This window comes from Butyricicoccus porcorum, from assembly GCF_002157465.1.
Taxonomy (GTDB): Bacteria; Bacillota; Clostridia; order Oscillospirales; family Butyricicoccaceae; genus Butyricicoccus_A; species Butyricicoccus_A porcorum.
Window position 1 is genome coordinate 92,707 of sequence record NZ_NHOC01000001.1, and the last position, 16,246, is coordinate 108,952.

Genomic DNA, 16,246 nt, shown 5'->3' on the forward strand with positions numbered 1-16,246 from the left:
ATGGAATTAAAAAAAGAGCTGCCGGAAATCTTTGAGAAATTTGCAGAAACCCGAAAAAATTCATTCCTGAAAATCAAAGAGCTGAAGGATGCAGGCGTACCGGTTATCGGCATCTACTGCACCTACCTGCCGCGCGAAATCCCCAACGCGATGGGTGCTGCAGTGGTCGGACTGTGCTCCGTATCCGATGAAACCATCCCGGAGGCAGAAAAGGATTTGCCGCGCAACCTGTGTCCGCTGATTAAGTCGAGCTATGGCTTCGCCAAGACGGACAAATGTCCATTCTTCTATTTCTCCGATCTCGTGGTCGGTGAGACCACCTGTGACGGCAAAAAGAAAATGTATGAAATGATGTCGGAATTTAAGCCGGTGCATGTCGTCCAGCTCCCGAACAGCCAGACCGAAGCAGGCATGCAGATGTACCGTCAGGAACTGATTGATTTCAAAAATCTGCTGGAGGAAACCTTTGAAACCGCCATCCCGGACGATGCTGTGTGCGAACAGATTCATATCCGCAATGAAATCAACGCGGCACTGGTGCGTCTGCAATATACGATGGCACACAATCCCGCACCGGTCAGCGGACTGGATATTATCAACACTGTGTACAACATCGGCTTCCGCGTCAGCACAGAGGGACTGGCAGAAGAAATTGACGACATTACGGCGAAAATTGAACAGGAATATGCATCGGGCAGCAACGTCGGTGACAAAAAGCGTATTCTGCTGACCGGCTCGCCATCCGGCGGCGCAGCGCTCAAGGTTGTCCGTGCCATTGAAGCAAATGGCGGTGTCGTCGTCTGCTTTGAGAACTGTACCGGTATGAAGCCGCTCGACCCGGTCGATGAGACCAATCCGGATGTATACGGTGCATTGGCAGAAAAATACCTGAACATCGGCTGCTCCTGCATGTCGCCCAACAAAAACCGGATGGCTTTGCTTGACCGTCTGATTGACGATTTCCAGGTTGACGGTGTGGTTGACCTCGTTCTACAGGCCTGTCATACCTACAACGTCGAGACCGGCATGGTGCGCAAGCTGGTAAAGGAACAAAAGGGCATCCCGTACACAGCTGTTGAGACCGACTATTCGCAGGCGGATATCGAACAGTTGAACACCCGCATGGCGGCGTTTATTGAGATGCTGTGACACAGAAAACAAAATCCGAACCGTGCAAAAAAGGGGGACAGCGGAAAACGCTGTCCCCTCACTGATTTTTTAAGCAGTCAATCCTCCAGATGCAGTTCAGGCGACTGCCGGATGACAACGCGCAGATAGGATTTCTTTACATCATAGGCATCGGCGATTTTTCCCAATGCTTTTTTGGAATCACGCCGCCTTTTTCCTTCTGCACCTCCGTCAAAAGCTCCTGAAGAGCCTGCTGATCGTGCGGCGCCCCCTGACTTTGGTAAAACGCGATGGCTTCCTTCAGATGCCATTTTCTATCCTTTATACCAGACCCCTCCCACTCTTCCAAATGTATCTGAACCACATGCTGCGACGCCCGCCTGTTGCTCTGACAAGGCCTGTCCGCAACGCAGGTGCTCTGCATCGTTTCGGATACTTCCTTTCTATCTTTATTATACCAAGAAGATGGGGAAAGTCCAATCCCAATCGAGCGGATTTCGAGGAAATGCCGCGATTTTTATCCCCTTGTGATGTTTCGTGTCGCTTCGGGTACCGGCCATGCAAGCGTATCTGCAAACTGCTTTGCCTCCTGCATGCCGCAGGTCAGGTTCCAGACATACAGGATATTGTTTTCCTGTACAAGAATCTTTGCCGCCTGTGTGCTGTCATCCGCAAAAATTTCCACCTGTTTGCCTTCGATGGGCGCATAAGTCTCGTGGGCGACCTGTTTGCTGACCTCCATGCCGCCGGTGATATATTGCTTGCCCTGCGTATCCAGATAGAAAAAGATGTCCGGCGATATGGTCATGGCATCCTGTTCCGTCTGTGCGCAGGTAATTGCGACCGAGCCTTCGTTTTCGCTGTACTGTACATAAAAGTGATTCCCGTCCGCCGGATACTGTACGGCGGTGCTCTGTACCAGGGACAGGCCGAGCAGTTCTTCCAGTTGCTCCCAGGACTGGAACAGCCCGGTATGCCAGCTGCTCTCCTGTTCCATCGTCTGTACGCCATAGGTCTGCCCGTCAGACAGGGTGACTTCTTCTTCTGTGACAACGGGAAGTTCCTTCAGATTGCCGCGCGCCGCTTCGCTCAGCTCCGCGCCCGCAAACGTGCAGTAGACATCCAGCGTTGTCACACCGCCGTCTGTGCTGCGCACTGCCCGCAGATTGTCTGTTTCATACACTGTCTTCGCATTCGAGCAGCCAGTGAGCAGCAGTGCCCCCAACAGCAGGGCACACCATGCATATTTCCGTTTCATACAGGCTCGCCTCCTTCCGGTGAGTCCGGGTTTTGATCTGTTCTATGTTGTAACCAGTATAACATAATTTTCCTGTTTCCGCAATGTGGCAAGGGGCAGGGCCTTCCCGTTCAAATTCTGATGTGCAAATCTCTCACCGCGCAAAGGAATTGAATAAGACAGCTTGCAGCATATGAAAAGGTCAGTCGCGTCCGCTCCCGATGCGTACTGACCTTTCCGTGTGAAATGTCTTTATTGGAATTCAATAATAACTTTATAAGCCGGTGAGATTGTCTTTACGATCGGCTGATATGTTTCGTATGCAGAGAGCTTGGCGAATCTGTCTGCCTCTTCCAAGCATTCCTTTTCGCTGAGCCTTGTCTTCAATTCCTGCTCAGCTGTGACTTCAAACTCCTTTTGCTGTTCTGCATCCAACTTGATGCTTCCGAAAGCGAGCCACCCGTTTTGGGCGTCGCCTATCTCTGTTTTTGACGGATCAAATATTGTCTTATAGAGTACAGCATGTGGAATACGAATTGTGAGCTCGTATGTATCTTCATTCAGGCTGATATCATCGGCGGTAATCTGCGTAAGGTCGATAGTGGACACGATGAGCGCAACTGTTATAAAAAAGCATAATCCTGGCATGAGTGATACGCAGTTAAGACAGCTTATCACCGCCCATATTGATGAGGACGAGTTTTGCCGCTATGTGATACAACGGGACATAAACGGGATTGCCCTTGCTCTGCGGGAAACACACAAGGACGATTTTTTCAGCGTCCCAGAGGATAACCCGCTAAAAGAAATGCTGGAAACTGCTGGTGAAATCGTCAGCCAGGACAGCGACACGGAACAAGCGTACTTGGCGTTTATCTGCAAACGGCTCAAGCTGAATTTTAGGAAGCTGTCAGTAGAAGAACGGAAGTGGCTGAAAAAGATTGCGGAAAAATCCGACTTGCTGAAGAATCCAAAACCGCAGAGAGGACGAAGATAAAAAATGCCTGAACGGCGGTTCTGGTTTTTCAGAACCACCATCCAGGCATTTTGTTTAGTAATAGAAAAAGGTGCAGTTGATTATTGCGTATTGTCAATCTCTCTCAAACCGGGTAGTAAAAATACGGCAAGCGCAACGATGATAATGCCAATTCCGCAAATGACAAACCATTTCTCAACTCCCAGCCGCTCCGCCAGAGGCCCGGAAATGACAAGGCCAAACGGCATGGCGAGGGAAACGGCGCTTGTCAGTAGAGAAAAAACTCTCCCCAGATATTCTGGTTTGACCGTTTCTTGAAAAATCGCATTTTGCACACCGTAAAATGGAGCGGAAATTCCCATAACAGTACAGCACACAACAAAGACAAGAAATGCGTCTGGCGGCAAAAGCCCGGAGAGCATAATGCTAACGCCCATCAGGAGAACGGAAAGACCGATGGTGTACCGCCGTTTCTTAAAACCGCCCCAAATGCTCAGAATGACTCCGCCAAGCAGCATACCAACCGCAAAAGCAATTTCAGCGGCAGAGGCATGGGCCGGTGTTCCTTTGAAGTATGACATACAGATGAGAGGAAAAAGCGTACTGATTGGCATATAAAAGAACATATAAATTACACCAATCCAGAGCAGAGCAAAGAGGCCCCTGTTTTGCTTTAATACCACATACCCCTCTTTCATATCCTGTAAAAACTGTTGTCTTTTCGTTTCTGGACATAGTTCAGGCGTTGGTATGGACGAAATCGCAACAGTCACACAGGCAAGGATTGCACCCACAATATCTAACAATATAATTGCATTAAGAGGCCAAACAGCATATAAAAACGCTGCGGCAGCTGGACTGATAATCGCACTTACTGCTTGCATGGTCTGCGTGTAACCAGCGCATTTTGTAAGTTCCTCTTTTGGCACAATCATAGGTGTTGCTGCGCTGAATGCTGGAGAATGAAAAGCAGTTCCCGCACTTCGGATTAACAGGACAACCATAATAGACCATACGGGCAATTCCATGTAAAACGCCACCAGCGCCAGAATACCGCCAGCGGCGGCAATTATCAAATCCGCACCAATCATTACGCTTTTACGGCTGTGCCGGTCAACAAAAGCACCTGCAAACGGGCCTAAACAGGCTTGCGGCAAAAATCCAATCAGTGTTGCCGCCGTCAATATGATTGCAGAATTAGTTTTCGCAACCAAATAAAAGATAATGGCCATTTGCAAAATACCGCTGCTAATAAAGGATATTGCTTGTCCGGCAAGAAGTGTAAAATAAGTTTTTCTCCATGAATTGTTGTTTTGGGTCATAATGCGAACCTCCTTTTTTATTGCATTGTTCCTTTGTTTCTGCAATAAAAAGCAGGCGTTGTCCCACAGAGAGGGCAGACGCCTGCATAACAACAAAGCACGAAAAAACACCACGATACAGTTCAAAGACTGCTCGTGTCAAACCTACGTGTTCCTTTGCATACGCACGCAAAAAAAGCCCACCATCATGTGGAAAGGTACTTCTACTTTTTATTGCTTATTAGCGTACACAAATTAACACACGTAAGCCTCCTTCCAATCTCAAACTGTCGCACAGTATAACACACATCCGATAGACTTGTCAACCATTTTTAACCTTGTTTTCCATCTTGTTTTTCCATCTCTTACGGGCAGTAGCAAAGCCAGGCGAGCCAGTCAACGGTCAAGATGAACGGCGCTTTCAGCGCCGCCGTTGACAGTCTCGCCCGTCTTTGCTAATGGGTAATCAAGGCGGGAAAGCCACAAAATGGCTTCCCGCCCATTTCAATTTTGCAAGGGAGAACGCTCCCAAATTAAAAAAAGTGCGGCCAAGCACTTTGAGGGATTGGCCGCCTTGTCTGCCCGTTCAGCGGGACGGAGGGCGGCGGTCAAGGCCGGGTATAAAACCGTTCATTTCAGCCTTGACGGTTGCCCGCTGTCCTGCTACTTTTCCGGGAGTGTGGCCACAGCTTCGGGACATTTTGTCCACAAGTCGGAGCGTAGGACGAGGGACGGGGCTTTCATATACCTGCCGCCGTTCTCTGAAACCAGCCCGATTTTTTGTTCATTCCCATTCACAAAAATTCAGCCTGTTTTCCTGCCGGAGCAAACGGGGCGCAAAAAGCACCGCACCCCGTTTCCCCCGTCAGCCACGCCAGCAGGTATAACACACTACACTTTGCTTCGCAAAGTCGTGTGCCAAATGGGGGCTTTGCCCCCTTTGGAAACCCCCACAAGAAAAGGCGGTACGCTACCCCTCCACGGGGCGCATACCGCCTTTTCTTGTTATCCAGCCCTCCGGCTGTATCGGTTGAGCAAAAGTCAGCATGGGATTGGTGTGGTATCTTTAATTATGTGAAACTCCTCGTTCCCACTTAGAAACTGACTTATCGCTCATGCCCAATTTCTCAGCGAGCTGCTTTTGTGTCATACCCAGTTCTTTTCTTTTGCCGGCTATATACTTTCCAATTTTAATTAGATCCATGTGATTACCTCCTTCGTTTGATGTGATAGTACCCTTTGTAGGGAAGAAATCACACCCCTCGAAAGTAGAATCTGGCTCCATAGCCCAAATTCTCTCTTAAGTAGAGCAATAAATTCAAATTTTCATTATTCTTTAGGTAAATCAAAATCATCTTTCGTACATTTCCGGATAATATGCTTTGTCTTTTCCATCGGCAGCGGCACTTCGTCCGCTGCAAAATATTCTTTCTTCACCACTTCAACAGTAGCTTCATGGTTGTCTTTACCAGCAGGAACAATCACATAATCACCAACCTCGATTGAGTCGTCATCGGCTATGTAATAATAGCTCTTATATCCTTCGTCAAAGGTTACGCTACAATAGATAATGTCGTTGCCACACCGCCGCACTTTTCCATAGACGGCTGGGTTCATAATTTCGCCCCAACCGTAGAAGGTCATAAAGTCAAACACCGACTCCATGAACTCAGCCCAATCATCCGGTAAACCTTTCTTGTCATAGGTTCCCTGGATTACTTTTTCAATGACAACCTTGAATAAAGAATGACACAAAACCATCAGTGCGTGAGCAATCAGAAAATCCAAACCGTCTGTCCCTGTGGCCGAGTGAATCGGTCTGTGGGACAGGCGGTTTTCTTTGCCCTAAATGGGTGGATAGACAGAACGATTTACTGTCAGGATAAAGGTCGATTTTGGGCATTTTCTTTCGCTGTAAGCGGCTTTTGAAGGGCTTGCCATATTCCGAATTCCCACATAGGAAAACGCCGCTCAGAGCGCGAATCAAGTATTTCTCCGCCCCTCCACATAGGGAATATCCACACGTGGATAATCCAGATGTGGCAAATCCACACAAGGAAAAACCACACAGGGAAAATCCCGCACAAATAAATACTAAATAAAGAAATACCAAAGAATCAAGTAACAATCTAATTAAATATCAATCTATCAATCTTGATGGGCAGCATGATTTGAAAAAAACATCTGCTTCTGTGCCTATTTAATAGAATGATGGAGCAGACGGCTTTAGGTTTTACAGTAGGGATAGAGAGGAAAAATTACTGGGATGTACTGTATAAGGGGGATTACACCGCCTACTACATTACTACCGGCTGACGGTTCACTTTTGGCAAAGTGACAATCAGCAGAGGGAAAGGAGACATATATACAACAGGGCATGGCCTGGTGAAAACTGGTCATGCCCCGTCTTATTCAGCTCCCCGACAAATTTGCCTTTATCAGCACAAACATTTTATCGCTTCATCCTCTGTGGCAACAAAAAACACATCATGTCCTTTATTGCTCTCATAGATGAAATCGTGCAATGGCTTGCTGGTGTAATGTGAATAATCACCATAAATAGCGATACGTCCGCCATAGTTCACGTACTTCTGGAGAATCTCGCCCGCAAAGCCGGAACTAAGAATGAAGAAATCCTCTTTTATCAATCGTTTATCAATCACTATATTCTTTGTCCCAACATCGTACTTTGCTGTCATTAGCAAGTCAAGAGCAGACTGCGGATCTGTAACCACAACCTCATCACTACGGACAACCGCGCAGATAGTACCGTTCTTCTCTATTTTTTCTATGTTCATTGATAGTTTTCTCCTCCAAATTAGGATTTATCGCCCCATTTAATCCAGTTATAGCACACAAAGAAAGTCGCTTTCAAGCTTGCTTGCCTCAGAAAGTAATTTGCCTACGGCACCCTTGACCACCTCCAGCTTCAGTGCTTTGCAGCAACCAAGAGGGACTTAAGTCCCCCATTTTCAAAATGTTCTTTTCGAGAATAGCAACTTGACAAATCGCTAACTGTCAGGATAAGGGTTGATTTTGGGGGGTTTCTTTCGCTATAAGCGGATTTTGGACGGCTTGCCATATCCCGGGTATTCCTACTCCGACAAACGGCGCTCAAAGGCTAAATGAGTTGTTTTTCGACTTCTCCGTATGGGCAATATCCGCACAGGGAAAATCCGTATACGGAAAACTCGCTTACGGATAATCCGTTCACGGGAAAACCGTACACGGAAAATCCCGCACAATTGAATACTAAATAAAAGAAATACCAAAGAATCAAATAACAATCTAATTAAATATCAATCTATCAATCAAGAGGGTATTATCCCATTTGAATATAAGCTATGTAATCTGGAATGGACATGAGAGACATATTCAAATCTTTCGCTGTAATCTCTGAGATTTTTCCTTGTATAGTCATTTCCTTTCCCGCCTGTTCTACTACATTCAACCATCGATCAACAGTTTTAGCAATTTCAGGCTTTTTGCTTTTTAATAATTTGCCGCAATTACGGTAGATTTCAAGAGAAGGATTGCAACATGCAACCGCCGCGCGAAGCACGTCAAAATTGTTTTCGCCTGGAAAACCACAATTTGAAATTATTACAAACTTTTGAGTTTTTGCTTTGGAGTCTTGTAAATCAAAATTTCCATTCTCTGCTTTGATTTTGGGAGATTTCAAGGGTGCCAGGCGGTCTACAAAGTTTTTCAGCAGTGCTGTCATATTCCATGTATATACCGGGGTGGCAAAGCACACAATGTCTGATTCATTATATTTTTGCAACAGTTGCGCCATATCGTCCTGCATGGCACACTTTCCGGGTGTCTTAAACCAGCAGGCAAAGCACCCCTGACATTGGGTAATATGATAGTCACCTAAAAATATATTTTCCGTTTCTGCTCCAGCTGACATTGCTCCTTTCAAAAAGGCGCTGGCAATGACATTGGTTGCACTATTGCACCCGGCGGGACTTCCGTTAAATACAGTTACCTTCGCCGTACTCGGTAGCTTTACAGATAAAGTCCTGTTCGTGTTCCTTAACATACCGCAAAACCCGCCGCATATCTTCCAGCACTAAATCAAGAAGTACGTTTTTGCGGATATAATGAGAGGTACACTCGCTGCCTGTCCTTGCCCTGTTGCGCCATGCGCCGCAAGAATAGGAAAACTTGCGCGGCTCGATATTTACGCCCTGTTGGTAATACATCTTATGTCTGCAACCAGCGCAAAACAGCAAGCCGGAAAAAATATCAATCTCCGCTGCTTTTGTCGGGCGGTGGCGGGTAGCAATCCGCTTTTGCGCAAGTTCAAAGGTTTCCTCGTCAACAAGCGGCTCATGGGTGTTTGGGAAGAAATAGCGTTGTTCTTCTTCGTTCTTCCGGGTCTTTTTCGACTTGTAGGATACCTTGTGAGTTTTCGCGGTTATGGTATGCCCTAAATATTCCTGCCTTGCTAATATGTCATAGAGCGTTTTGTCCGGCCAAGTATAGGGGGCGATCATTGCCCGCTGATACCGCGCCTGTCCTGTACGCTGATAGCGCAACGCTCCAATCGTCAAGACTTTGTTTTCCGCAAGCCATTTTTGGATTTCGCACATACGCACGCCGCTAACAAACATAGCGAAAACCTGTTTGACAATCGGCGCGGTTTCCGGGTCGGGTATAAGGTGGTGGCGGTTGTTCGGGTCTGGGATATAGCCGTATGGATATTCCCCGTTGACGCGCTCGCCTTTTTGCGCCTGTGCCTGTTTAACTGCGCGGATTTTCTTGCTTGTGTCGCGGGCGTAAAACTCGTTAAACCAGTTCCGCAAGGGGGTAAACTCGTTATCCTCCCGCGCTGTGTCAACTCCGTCGTTGATCGCGATATAGCGTACTCCGTTTTCGGGAAATACAATCTCTATGAGTTCGCCCGTTTTCAGATAGTTTCTGCCAAGACGGGAAAGGTCTTTGGTAATGACCGTCGCCACTCGTCCGGCTTCCACTTCCTGCAACATCGCTTGCAGCCCCTCGCGCTCAAAACTCACGCCGGAAAATCCGTCGTCCACAAAAAACTTTGTGTTCAAAAAATGGTGTTCGTCCGCATAGCGTTGAAGTATCATTTTTTGGTGCTGTATGCTTCCGCTTTCTCCGGCTTGCATATCCTCTTGACTTAAACGGCAGTAAAGGGCGGTGATTTTATTCGACTGTAACATTAGTCCTCCTTTCCGACAGCCGAATAAACAGGTATAATGTGTTGCTATCATTATACCATATCCCGCCGCCTAATGCACTACTCGGACGCTAAAAATCCCGGATTTCCGGGCTTTTTCTGCAAATCCTTTACAATGAGTTTCTCAATCTTTTTATGGATTGTATCGGTTGCCTTTTCACTCGGCAACGCTTGAACAAGATAGGTGATTTTCCCTATTTTGCGTTCGGTTGTAATTGTCTGTTTTTTATCCATTAGAAAAACCTCCTTTTCCTGTATGGATAAACTATATTCGTCAAAAGGCAAAAACGGGCGGTTGTTAGCTGCAACCTCACGGGAGTTTCACCCCGGCCCATGCTTATGGGTGCGCCGCGCAATACTTTGAGGGTGTTCAACGCGGGAGTATCATTGTGCCGCCTTGTATGTCGTCGCCCACAAGCTGCTAAACCTGTTTTACGGCGCGGTAGTTCTCGCTCGGCTTTTCCCCTATGGGGAAAAGCTGTCATGGCGTACCCGCCGACTGGCTCGGTACAGACGGAATGTACCCGTTTGCCTGTTATGCTGCGCACCAAAGGCCGCTTTCTTTGTCAAAGAACAATAGGCTTTGTCGGCCTGCAAAAGCACATCAACAGCGGATATGCTTTTGCGGAACGACAAATAGCCCATAACGGGAAGCGTGGAAAGGGGACACGCTCCCCGCATGGGCTAAAAGATTATCCTACATGAAAAGCAAGGGTGCGGGTAATAAGGCGCACTTGCAGCCTGTTACGCATTTCCTCGTCCACATAGGAATAGGTATTGCCCGCGTCGTCTTTCAGCGTGCGGGTACAAAGTTTCGCTATGTAACCCTCGTAGTGCTTCAAGATCGCGCACATGGCGGTTGTGTCGCCGTTTGCCGCTGCGGAAATGACAGGGAACGGCAACAGATTTTCAGACTTCCTAACGGTATTCATCATCTGCTTTTCCCTCCAAATACTGTTTGATTTTCGCAAGCGCGGATTTCCTGTGCCGGAAAACCGTCGTGCGTACAACATTCAGCAGTTCGCCAATTTCCGCGTCGCTCATATCCAAGAAGTAGGACAAAAGGATAATGTCGCGTTTCCTTTCGGGCAAAGCGTTAAGGGCTTCGGCAAGCAGTTCATTTTTGACGAGTACATCAAAGCCGGACACTTGAAAACGGAAATAATCGCTTTCGTATTCGTCCGTTGTGAAAAGCTGCGCGAGTTCGCTTTCGCTCAAATCCGAAAAAGTAACTTCGCGTGCTGCGCGTTTCGCAAGAGTGCGGCGGTGGCTTTTCGCTTCGCCGACCAAAGTTTTCTTTGCTAATGCGTCGTACTGATGTTGTATTCTTTCCTTGTCGGAAGAAGATAGCTCCATAGAGTTCACCTGCTTCCCGCGTGGAGTAGAGGACGGGAGTTAAGGGCTTGTCCTCTCTGCCCCTTTAGCTCCGTACCCGTTCGGGAGATGGCTCTTGAGTGCGCTTTTCAGAAAAAAGTTGAAAAAAGCAAAATGCGCCCGTCCGCAAGACGCGGACGGGCGCAAAGGAAATGTAAGCAGTAGCTAAATGTATTGACAGTTCACATTCATAGCCGGAATATCCCGCTTGCGGAGCATAGCTTTTTTTGACCGCAAAGCATTAGGCGGGTTACAGTAAATAAAAATGGACACGGCGATACCTCCCCGATACCGCCGTATCCTTAAAAAAGGGCGACTTTAATACACTACCCGCAATCCATTCTATAATAGGGAACAGCGGCTTTTGCGCAATATTAAATAAAAAAGCCGATAACACATAGGTTTTTTGACCTAATGCGTTATCGGCTCTGCGTCTATGCGTCTGGCACTTTTAATCATTTTTTTTTGAATTTATTATATGTGTTAGCTAACTGTCCACAAGCCGCGTTAATCTCTCTGCCATGAGAAACTCTCATAGTAACTTCAAGTCCTGCTTGCTCTAATTGATGTTTGAATGCAACTATTTCCCGTTTCTGTGGTGCTTTAATTCTTGAATTGCTTGTTGGGTTGTATTGTAACAAGTTAATCATAACTTTTTTGCCCCGAAACCATTTTGCAAGTTGTCTTACATCTGAGGGCCGGTCATTTATACCCGGTAAAAGCAAATACGCAAAGACAATTTTGCGATTATGCCTTTCAGAATAGGATAAGGCTTGCTTAACAACATCTTCAATAGCATATATGCGCATGTGAGGAATAATACGATTTCTTGCAGATTGTGTTGCTGCGTGTAAAGATATTGTCAACTGAATTTTAAGATGTTCCTCGCGCAATTTTTTTAATTGATCGACCGGACCAACTGTTGATATGGTAATGCCGTCGGTTGGAAAGTTGAGCCCATATCTATCTCGGAGAATATGGATTGCTTTTATCAAGTTGTCATAATTGAATAAAGGCTCTCCCATACCCATAAAAACGATACGGTTTACTTTTCGACGCAACAATATAATCTGTTGTACGATTTCTGACGATGTTAGATTACGAACAAAGCCATTTCGCCCGGACTCACAAAAAATACAACCAACAGGACAACCGACTTGTGTGCTCACGCAAACAGTTCCACCATCTCGCCGCTTGATAAAAACCGTTTCAATGTATTTGTTGTCTTTCAGTTCGTAAACATACTTTTCAGTATCACTGCTTTTGCAAATATTTTTTACCAACATTGATAGATTTTTTTTGCGTGGTAATTGCTTATATAATTCTTCATATAAGGCTTTTGCTTCATTCTCGCCAATAACTTCCGACATTTCTTTGTAAGTAAATCCGTATGGATCATTCCGTACTTCCGCAGGCGTATATTTAGGTAAACGTTTCATTTTTATATCCTTTCTTCTAAATAATAAAAGTTTGTTTTTCTGTATTTTTGATTACAATCTCTAATTTTTCTACATCAATGATATGCGTCAATTTGCATTTAGGGCAGAAAAGAGGAAAATCTTTTAATACAGTATTATGAAATACTTGAACTCTCGTCTTTCCGTTACAAATCGGACATTTTATCCAATATTTTTTAAGCATTATATTTCACTCGTCCTTTTTACACAAAAAAATGCACAGAGCAGTACAACAAAACTAAGGCATAGCTTGCACTATGTCTATACTATATCTATACGTCGTTAGTTTTTTGTATAGCATCCGCAAAATAAGCATGACAAAAAAGCCCATGTTGAAAATGGGAAAATCCTTTTTTTCAATGCTTATCTAATACGCATGCTATGCAACATAAACGCCGCCTCCTTTTACATAAATTTTATTTTATCAGAAAATCAGTCTACTGTCAATACACAACAGGAAGTATTTAACCTAATGATATGAATTGTGTGGACATATCCAAAAAGAAAGGTGAACTGTAAAATGTAACAGGGTGAATGAAAATGGCAAAAAGACCCGTACCATTGTACGACTTTAAGGCTTTCGGGGCAGCTATAAAAGCCGCGAGAAATGAATACGGCGAGAGCCGCAAAAAGGTAAGCGACGAGTTATATATTTCCCCGCGCTACCTTGCGAATATCGAGAACAAGGGACAACAGCCGAGTTTACAGGTATTCTATGACCTTGTAACCCGGTATCATATTTCGGTAGATCAATTTTTCTTCCCGAACAGCAATGCGGAGAAATCCACCGGGCGGCGGCAGCTTGACGCGCTGCTGGACGGTATGAGCGATAAAGGCATACGGATTGTAACCGCAACAGCAAGGGAGATAACGGAAGTCGAAAAAGCAGAGGATTAACCTCACAATATGAGAAATCGGGAGATTGCAGCGCATGGCGGCTGCAATCTTTTTTTGCGTCCAAAATCAAAGGAACGCGCAACAAATACCGCCTTTCGGTGGGGGTATGGAGTAGATAGCAAGCACAGCAAACGAGTACCCGTTTGCGGAAAATGCTTGTTGGGATAATCCCAAACCCTTATACCGAAAGGCGGTGCGGAAATGGAAAACCGAAAGAGAAATATACAGATGAAGTTTTACGTTACGGAAGAAGAAAAGCGGCTGATCGACGAGAAGATGAAGCAGCTTCCCATAAAGCAGTATGGGGCATACTTCCGTAAAATGGCGATAGACGGGTATATTCTTGTCGTTGACCGAAGCGACACAAAAGCATATATCCGGGAACTGCAAGCGGTGAGCCGGAACATCAACCAAATTGCAAAACGCGCCAATGCGACGGGGACGGTTTACAGGCAGGATATAGAGGACATTAAAAAGGCGGTGGACGAGATATGGCGGTTACAAAGACGCACCCTATTAAATCAACCTTAAAGGCTGCGATAGACTATATCTTAAATCCCGAAAAGACAGACGGGAAGCTGCTTGCGTCCTCTTTCGGCTGCGGGCTGGAAACCGCCGATATTGAGTTTGCATGGACGCGGGAAGCTGCCGGAGATCGCGGCACACATTTAGGGCGGCACTTGATACAATCCTTTGCGGTGGGAGAAACCACACCGGAAGAAGCGCACAAAATCGGCATGGAACTTGCCGGGGCGGTATTAGGCGGCAAGTATGAGTTTGTTTTGACAACTCACGTTGATAAAGAACATTTGCATAATCACCTGATTTTCAATGCGGTTAGCTTTGTTGACTACAAAAAGTACCATTCCAACAAGCAAAGCTATCACGCTATCCGGCGCACCAGCGACAGGATATGTAAAGAGCATGGGCTATCCGTCGTCGTACCGGGACAGGACAAGGGAAAAAGCTATGCAGAATACACCGCCGAAAAGCAAGGGACAAGCTACAAAGCAAAGCTGAAAACGGCGATAGATACTCTCATTCCCCAAGTGAAAGATTTTGACGAACTGCTGCGCCGCTTGCAGGAAATGGGGTATGAAATCAAACAGGGCAAATACATTTCCTTTCGCGCTGCCGGACAGGAACGGTTTACCCGCACAAAGACGCTCGGCGCGGCCTATACGGAAGAAGCGATACTGTCTACATAGTGGGCGGTGTCCTCGTCGTTCTGATGAAGCACAACAATGTCGGAAACGGAAAGGCTATGCCCCTTAAAGTCGGCGGGGTGGTCGATATTAAACCTTTCCCAAATGTCGCCCAGCGTCATATCCTTTGTAAGCGGTGCAGTATAGACGAGTTCATAATTTACCCGGTCAATGGTAAGTCCAGCCGCTTGCAGACGGTCATAAGGCTCAAAGCGCAAGTCCCTTGTTTCGTCCCCGCGCTTTAACTGATAAATGGAAAAGGTATCGCCCTGCTCCTGCTCGGCTTGCCGCTGCTGCTGCAACTCGGTAAAATGCCCCTCAATCTCGGTAATGAGTTCCTTTGCGGTGGTCTGTATTGTTTCAAGGGACGCTTTTAACTCGGTCATTTCCTTGCCGCTGCTCCAACCAGCCACATAGCCGAAAGAGTAATCGGAAGTATCAAGGCCGAAATGCTGGCAAACCGTATAAGCGACGCTTTCCGCTTCTACCTCGCAGGTATGGCGGTCAACGCGGTTTTGCTGCTCCGGCGGGGCGTTTAAGTCTACGTCGTGCAGCTTCGCATGGGCGATTTCGTGAATGGCGGTCTTTACCGCCTGTAATTCACTCACGCCCTCTTTGATTGCAATACGCTTGTCGGTCAAACTGAAATACCCATTCAAGGATTTTTGCCCTCGTTTTCTCAATATCCCTTTCGATACGGTCAAGTTTCGTGTTCGCCATAGTCATTTACTCCTTTCCAAACTGTTCTTTCCATGAATAGCTGCGCCCCAATCCCTTAACGGTTTTAAGATAGGGCATAGCGTTTTCTTCCAAAGTCGCCGCCCGGTTAAATAGATCGGGATAGTGTTCTTTGAGATATAAAATCTCTTGTTTCTTCATGCTCGGACAAAAGAAACAGGACGATTTACCCGGCTGCGGCAATCCTGCCGCTTTGATTTCCCGGATACAATCGTCCCTGTTCCAGCCCCATTCTTCAATGAGGGGGTAGCGGTTATGATATTTTTTGTCGGCTTCGTTGTACTTGCGGGAATGTTCATACCGTTTCACTTCTCCCGCGTCATAGCCGATATAGCGGTTGACTTTCTCGCCGCGCTGCCATACTTCGCGGCAAGGCGCATAGTGGTTGCAAAACTTTTCCTGCGGTGCGATTTTGTGTTTCTGCGAACAACGCTTATGCCCGTAGGCAATCGACGGGAGCGTATGAGAGCGCAAGCACTCGGTTTCAAGAGATAGGCGGTTGCCGTAGCGGTCAACATACTGCACAACGGTAATCTGCGGCATACCGTGTTCCGCAAGCCATTGATTGATTATCTCGATAAATTGATAGGTATGCGGGTGTTCCGCGCCCGTATCGGCAAAGGTGATAAGGTCAATCGGGATTTTGTGCTTGTATAGGCCAATAAGTAAGGCGGCACTATTCGTGCCGCCGCCAAAAGATACAATATTCATTTTTCAACTCCTT

General features: G+C 46.5%; 17 protein-coding genes and 4 pseudogenes. 5 read left to right on the top strand and 16 right to left on the bottom strand.

Translation table 11 applies throughout. The annotated features are described in order from the left end of the window. A complete protein-coding gene (locus tag CBW42_RS00480; protein ID WP_087016703.1) occupies nt 1-1,149 on the top strand; it encodes a double-cubane-cluster-containing anaerobic reductase in 1,149 nt (382 codons plus the stop codon). A gap of 136 nt (nt 1,150-1,285) precedes the next feature. On the opposite strand, the gene CBW42_RS00485 is transcribed toward CBW42_RS00480, so the two are convergent. The 3 genes from CBW42_RS00485 to CBW42_RS00495 form a co-directional block, all read right to left on the bottom strand. After that, nucleotides 1,286-1,552, bottom strand: coding sequence for a hypothetical protein (locus tag CBW42_RS00485; RefSeq protein WP_087016705.1), 267 nt, complete (start codon nt 1,550-1,552; stop codon nt 1,286-1,288). A gap of 93 nt (nt 1,553-1,645) precedes the next feature. Continuing rightward, nucleotides 1,646-2,386, bottom strand: coding sequence for a hypothetical protein (locus CBW42_RS00490; protein ID WP_087016707.1), 741 nt, complete (start codon nt 2,384-2,386; stop codon nt 1,646-1,648). A gap of 231 nt (nt 2,387-2,617) precedes the next feature. Beyond that, on the bottom strand, nt 2,618-3,013 hold the full coding sequence (locus CBW42_RS00495) for a DUF4230 domain-containing protein (RefSeq protein ID WP_087016709.1): 396 nt from the start codon (nt 3,011-3,013) through the stop codon (nt 2,618-2,620). On the opposite strand from CBW42_RS00495, the pseudogene CBW42_RS00500 reads away from it, so the two are divergent. Next, nucleotides 2,961-3,362 (top strand): annotated as a pseudogene (locus CBW42_RS00500) (helix-turn-helix domain-containing protein); the annotation flags it as partial. The gene CBW42_RS00495 and the pseudogene CBW42_RS00500 overlap by 53 nt on opposite strands. A gap of 80 nt (nt 3,363-3,442) precedes the next feature. On the opposite strand, the gene CBW42_RS00505 reads toward CBW42_RS00500, so the two are convergent. From CBW42_RS00505 to CBW42_RS00565, 11 genes and pseudogenes are all read right to left on the bottom strand, one after another. Beyond that, entirely contained in the window at nt 3,443-4,663 is a 1,221-nt protein-coding gene (locus CBW42_RS00505; RefSeq protein WP_087016711.1) for an MFS transporter, read from the bottom strand. Nucleotides 4,664-5,708: 1,045 nt separating this feature from the next. Next, nucleotides 5,709-5,846 carry a helix-turn-helix domain-containing protein gene (locus CBW42_RS00515; protein ID WP_087016713.1) on the bottom strand — a complete coding sequence of 46 codons (138 nt, stop codon included), beginning with the start codon at nt 5,844-5,846 and terminating at the stop codon, nt 5,709-5,711. 125 nt (nt 5,847-5,971) lie between these two features. Continuing rightward, a complete protein-coding gene (locus CBW42_RS00520; RefSeq protein WP_242969746.1) occupies nt 5,972-6,430 on the bottom strand; it encodes a hypothetical protein in 459 nt (152 codons plus the stop codon). Nucleotides 6,431-7,080: 650 nt separating this feature from the next. Further along, nucleotides 7,081-7,440: a DUF4180 domain-containing protein gene (locus CBW42_RS00525; protein ID WP_087016715.1), complete on the bottom strand. Its 360-nt coding sequence runs from the start codon at nt 7,438-7,440 to the stop codon at nt 7,081-7,083. Between the two features lie 524 nt (nt 7,441-7,964). Beyond that, entirely contained in the window at nt 7,965-8,687 is a 723-nt protein-coding gene (locus CBW42_RS00530; protein WP_087016717.1) for an NAD(P)H-dependent oxidoreductase, read from the bottom strand. Further along, nucleotides 8,644-9,834, bottom strand: a pseudogene (locus CBW42_RS00535) (recombinase family protein); the annotation flags it as partial. The pseudogene CBW42_RS00535 and the gene CBW42_RS00530, both read right to left, overlap by 44 nt. Nucleotides 9,835-9,911: 77 nt before the next feature. After that, nucleotides 9,912-10,085, bottom strand: coding sequence for a transposon-encoded TnpW family protein (locus CBW42_RS00540; RefSeq protein ID WP_002604472.1), 174 nt, complete (start codon nt 10,083-10,085; stop codon nt 9,912-9,914). Nucleotides 10,086-10,543: 458 nt separating this feature from the next. Then, nucleotides 10,544-10,786, bottom strand: a complete 243-nt coding sequence (locus CBW42_RS00550) for a helix-turn-helix domain-containing protein (RefSeq protein ID WP_002604473.1) — start codon at nt 10,784-10,786, stop codon at nt 10,544-10,546. Next, nucleotides 10,770-11,207 (bottom strand): sigma-70 family RNA polymerase sigma factor, encoded by a 438-nt coding sequence (locus CBW42_RS00555; RefSeq protein WP_002604474.1) that lies wholly within the window; start codon nt 11,205-11,207, stop codon nt 10,770-10,772. Before CBW42_RS00555 ends, CBW42_RS00550 begins: the two co-directional genes overlap by 17 nt. A 473-nt stretch (nt 11,208-11,680) precedes the next feature. Beyond that, nucleotides 11,681-12,664 carry a 23S rRNA (adenine(2503)-C(2))-methyltransferase RlmN gene (gene rlmN, locus CBW42_RS00560; RefSeq protein ID WP_087016719.1) on the bottom strand — a complete coding sequence of 328 codons (984 nt, stop codon included), beginning with the start codon at nt 12,662-12,664 and terminating at the stop codon, nt 11,681-11,683. Between the two features lie 16 nt (nt 12,665-12,680). Beyond that, complete coding sequence (locus tag CBW42_RS00565) at nt 12,681-12,866, bottom strand: cysteine-rich KTR domain-containing protein (protein WP_003431289.1); 186 nt, start codon at nt 12,864-12,866, stop codon at nt 12,681-12,683. 356 nt (nt 12,867-13,222) lie between these two features. Between CBW42_RS00565 and CBW42_RS00570 the strand changes: the two genes are divergently transcribed. The 3 genes and pseudogenes from CBW42_RS00570 to CBW42_RS00580 form a co-directional block, all read left to right on the top strand. Then, on the top strand, nt 13,223-13,579 hold the full coding sequence (locus tag CBW42_RS00570) for a helix-turn-helix transcriptional regulator (protein ID WP_002584957.1): 357 nt from the start codon (nt 13,223-13,225) through the stop codon (nt 13,577-13,579). A 201-nt stretch (nt 13,580-13,780) separates the two neighbouring features. Next, nucleotides 13,781-14,110 carry a plasmid mobilization protein gene (locus CBW42_RS00575; protein ID WP_002584958.1) on the top strand — a complete coding sequence of 110 codons (330 nt, stop codon included), beginning with the start codon at nt 13,781-13,783 and terminating at the stop codon, nt 14,108-14,110. Then, nucleotides 14,071-14,775 (top strand): annotated as a pseudogene (locus CBW42_RS00580) (relaxase/mobilization nuclease domain-containing protein); the annotation flags it as partial. The gene CBW42_RS00575 and the pseudogene CBW42_RS00580, both read left to right, overlap by 40 nt. On the opposite strand, the pseudogene CBW42_RS00585 reads toward CBW42_RS00580, so the two are convergent. After that, nucleotides 14,772-15,440 (bottom strand): annotated as a pseudogene (locus CBW42_RS00585) (YodL domain-containing protein); the annotation flags it as partial. The pseudogenes CBW42_RS00580 and CBW42_RS00585 sit on opposite strands and share 4 nt — an antisense overlap. Before the next feature lie 70 nt (nt 15,441-15,510). Next, nucleotides 15,511-16,233, bottom strand: coding sequence for a phosphoadenosine phosphosulfate reductase domain-containing protein (locus CBW42_RS00590; RefSeq protein ID WP_002604475.1), 723 nt, complete (start codon nt 16,231-16,233; stop codon nt 15,511-15,513). Nucleotides 16,234-16,246: the final 13 nt, after the last annotated feature.